The organism is bacterium (genome assembly GCA_016873475.1).
GTDB lineage: Bacteria > Krumholzibacteriota > Krumholzibacteriia > JACNKJ01 > JACNKJ01 > VGXI01.
The window spans coordinates 1-3,683 of the sequence record VGXI01000267.1; the positions used below are offsets into that span (position 1 = coordinate 1).

The following is a 3,683-nucleotide window of genomic DNA, read 5'->3' on the forward strand; positions in this document are numbered from 1 at the left end:
CTCGGCGTGGGGCGCCGCGCCGCCGGCCGGCGTCAGCGCGGCCAGCGCGGCGCGCAGGCGCGACTCGGAGTCGACGAGGTAGTTGGCCGCGGTCACCACCAGTTCGCCCGCGGCGAGGCCGCCGAGCAACTCGGCGTGATCCGCGTCCCGCTCGCCGACCCGCACGCGGCGCGGCGCGAAGCGGCCCTCGCCCCGGGCCACGAAGACCACCCACTCGCCGCCGCCGGCGTCCAGCAGCGCGTCCGTCGGCAGGCGCAGCACGCGCCGCGGCGCGGCGGCGAGGGCCACCTCGCCGAACAGCTCCGGGCGCAGCGCGCCGCCCGGGTTCGGCAGCTCCAGGCGCAGCTTCAGCGTGCGCGTCGCCGCGTCGAGCAGGGGCTCGACGAAGCTCACCCGGCCGGCGAACTCGCGCCCCGGCAGCGCGGCGCTCGTGAAGGTCGCCGCCAGGCCGGGTCGGACGCGGCCCAGCTCGCTCGCGTAGGCGTCGGCCAGCACCCAGACCGCGCTGAGGTCCGTGATCGCATAGGGCTCGCTGCCCGCCGCCAGGGTCGCCCCTTCGACGATCGCCTTGCGCGTCACCACGCCCGCGACGGGCGAGACGAAGGTGAGCGCCCGCTCCGCGCGGCCCGTCGCCGCGAGGCGATCGATCGCGGCGGCCGGCACGTCCCAGAGCTCCAGGCGCCGGCGCGCGGCCGCGAGCAGGCGCTCGGCGCTCCTGAGCGCCGCTGTGTCGGCGCCCGCCGCGGCCAGCCCCTGCCGACCGCGCAGCGCGACGAGGAACTCCTCCTGCGCCGCGAGCAGCTCGGGGCTGTAGAGCGCGAAGAGCGGGTCGCCCTTGGCGACCGACTGGCCCGTGAAATCCACGAAGACGCGCTCGACGAAGCCGCCCACCTTGAGGTTCACGGCGCGCACGCGCCGCTCGTCGACGGCCACGCGGCCGACGGTGCGCCAGGCGCCGCCGATGGGGCCGCTGTCCACGGCCGCGGTCGTCAGGCCGATCAGCTGCTGGCGCGCGAGGTCGATGTCGACCTCGGTGAGGCCGGCGGGCTCCGGCTCAGCCGCCGCAGCGGTCGCCTCCCCCGCAGGGCTTTCCTCCTTCACCGGCACCAGCTTCATGCCGCAGGCCGGGCAGTTGTCGGGGTGATCCCGCACGATGTTGGGGTGCATCGGACAGAGCCAGCGCTGGCCGGACGCGGCAGTGGTCGGAGCCGGCACGCGGCGCGCGGCGAGCCAGGCGCCCGTGGCGCCGAGGCCAGCGGCGGCCAGCGCGACGATCACGAGCAGGAGGACGCCGGCGCGGCGGCGCGGGTGGGTCGCGGGCTGCGAGTTCATCGCCATCCTCCTCGCTCACATGCCGGGCATGGGTGTCGGCGCCGGACTCGCCGCGCCGGGCGGCGCGGGCGAGGCCTGGTCTGTCATCGCCTCGCCGCGCGCGGGCGCCGCGGGCATGGCCGCCATGCCGCCCATCGCGGGCGCAGCCAGGCTCACGCCGGGGGTCGGCGCCGGTGTGAGGCTGATCGCGGCCGCTGCGATCGCCAGGCGCTGCGCCTCGGCCAGGCTGGCCAGGTAGCCGTCCTCGTCGGCGAGCCGGCCCGCGCTCGCCTCGGCCAGGGCCGCGAAGCCGAGCGTGCCGGCCGCGTAGCCGGCCAGCGCGCTCTCGGTGAGGGTGGTGGACTGCTGCAGCAGGCCGGTCTCGTAGAGCCGGATCGTCTCGGCTAGGGCGACGAGTAGGGCCTCCCGCTCGGCGACGCGCAGGGCGAGGGCCTGCTCGAGCGCCTCGAGCTCGTGGCGACGGGCGAGCTGCTCCGCCTCACTGGCGGCGAGGAGCCGGTTCTGCTTGCGCCCGGCGAAGAGCGGCAGTGTGGCGCCCAGGCTGAGCGTCCACATCGGGTCGAAGTCGCCGCCGCGGGGCATGAGCCCCGCCTTGAGGACGAGGTCGGGCCAGCGCTCGCGCGCGGCCAGGGCCCGCCCGCTCTCGGCGGCGCTGAGGGCGAGGCGCGCGGCGGCCAGCTCGGGGCTCGCCGCGCGGGAGGCGGCGAGGATCTCGGCAGGCGCCGGGCGCGGCGCCAGCGCGAGGCCGCTCGGCTCCGCGCCGATCGCGATCGGCGTGTCCAGCGGCCGGCCGCACAGGCGATTGAGCGCCTGGACCTGCTGGCGCTCGGCGGCGAGGAGCAGCGCGCGGCGCTGGGCGAGGCGGCTGCCTTCCAGCTGCGCGCGCAGCAGCTCGAGCTGCGCGCCCGTGCCGGCCGCGTAGCGCGCCTCGGCGACGGCCGTGGCCTGGACCCAGAGCGACTGAAGGCGCGCGAGCAGGGCGAGCCGCGCGCGGGCGAGGCGGAGCTCGAGGTAGGCGCCGCGCACGGCGGCCTCGGTGTCGAGCGCCGCGCGCTCGAGGACGCTGGCCGCGGACTGGGCCGCGAGCGCCGCAGCCTCCTCGCGCAGGCCGCGCTTGCCGGGCCAGGGCAGGGTCTGCGCGGCCATCAGGGTCACGCTGCTCTGCTCCATGCTGCCGATCTCGAGCCGTTCGAAGCCGTCGTTCTGGAGGCCGACCTCGAGCATCGGATCGGGCAGGGCGCCCGCGGCCGGCACCCGCTCCTCGCGGGCGACCTGCTCGGCGCGGGCGGCGGCGAGCTCGGGGCGCGCCGCCAGGCTCTCGGCGATGAGCGCGGCGAGCAGAGAGTCCGCCGGCAGCGCGAGAGCCGCCGGCGGCTCGGCGCGAACGGCGCTCGCCCCGGCAATCAGGGCGAGCGCCAGACCCATCAGGCGGCTGCGCACGGTTGGCCTCAGTGCTTGCCGCCCTGCGCGCCGGGCGCGGCGATCGGGGTCAGCTTCATGCCGCAGACGGGGCAGGGCTTGGCGTCCTTGGCCGGCACGGCGATCGGGTCCATCGGGCAACCGACGAGCGGCTGCGCGACGAGGGCCGCGCGGGCCTCGGCGCCGAGGGGCGCGAGGTGCATCTCGCAGATCGGGCAGTCGAGCTTGGGATCGGCGCTGATGACGGCCGGATGCATCGGGCAGGTGTAGAGGGTCGCGGCCGTGTAGACCTGCTGCAGCGTGGCGCGGGCCGGCGCCGGTGCGGCCTCGACCGCGAGCGCCGCGGCCGAAGCCAACGCGAGGCCGATGAGCAGCGGGATGACCAGGACGCCGAGGCGGAAGGCGGACTGAGCGGACATCGCGTTTCCTTTCGCTGGCCAGCGGGCGGCAGTTCGGGCCGCGTCAAGCCGGCAGTTGCCACGTGGCAAGCGCAATGGCCGTGCCACCGCAGTGGAGACGCTCGGGCCTTGCAGGACAAGACCTTGGCGCCGGCGAACGCCGCGGACCGGGGTCGCAGGGCAAGGGCCTTTCAATCGCGAGGGAAGGAGCTTTCAGCGGCGGCGCTAGCGCCGCTCTTTCAGGCCGTAGTCGGCGATCTTCTTGCGCAGGGTGGGCCGGCTGATGCCGAGCACGGCGCAGGCGCGACCCTGATTCCAGTCGCAGGCAGCGAGCACGCGGGCGATGTGCTCGGCCTCCACCTGGACGAGGCTGCGCTCCCAAGCCGGGGCCGCAGTGCGCGCCGGCGCGGCGGCGCGCGGCGCGGGCAGCTCGAGGCTCAGCGTATCGCCCGTGCTCGCCATCATCGCGGCCTGCATGCGGTTCTCCAGCTCGCGCACGTTGCCCGGCCAGTCGTGGGCGGCCAGGCGCGCCCC

At 76.8% G+C, this 3,683-nt stretch carries 3 protein-coding genes and 1 pseudogene; all 4 read right to left on the minus strand.

Annotation, left to right across the window (positions count from 1 at the left end; translation table 11 throughout):
• On the minus strand, positions 1-1,332 hold a 1,332-nt coding region (locus FJ251_14430), incomplete at its 3' end, for an efflux RND transporter periplasmic adaptor subunit (protein ID MBM4118902.1).
• Between the two features lie 15 nt (positions 1,333-1,347).
• Positions 1,348-2,772 (minus strand): TolC family protein, encoded by a 1,425-nt coding sequence (locus tag FJ251_14435; protein ID MBM4118903.1) that lies wholly within the window; start codon positions 2,770-2,772, stop codon positions 1,348-1,350.
• A 127-nt stretch (positions 2,773-2,899) separates the two neighbouring features.
• Positions 2,900-3,103 (minus strand): annotated as a pseudogene (locus FJ251_14440) (hypothetical protein).
• Between the two features lie 271 nt (positions 3,104-3,374).
• A partial coding sequence (locus FJ251_14445) for a sigma-54-dependent Fis family transcriptional regulator (protein MBM4118904.1) occupies positions 3,375-3,683 on the minus strand: 309 nt, incomplete at its 5' end.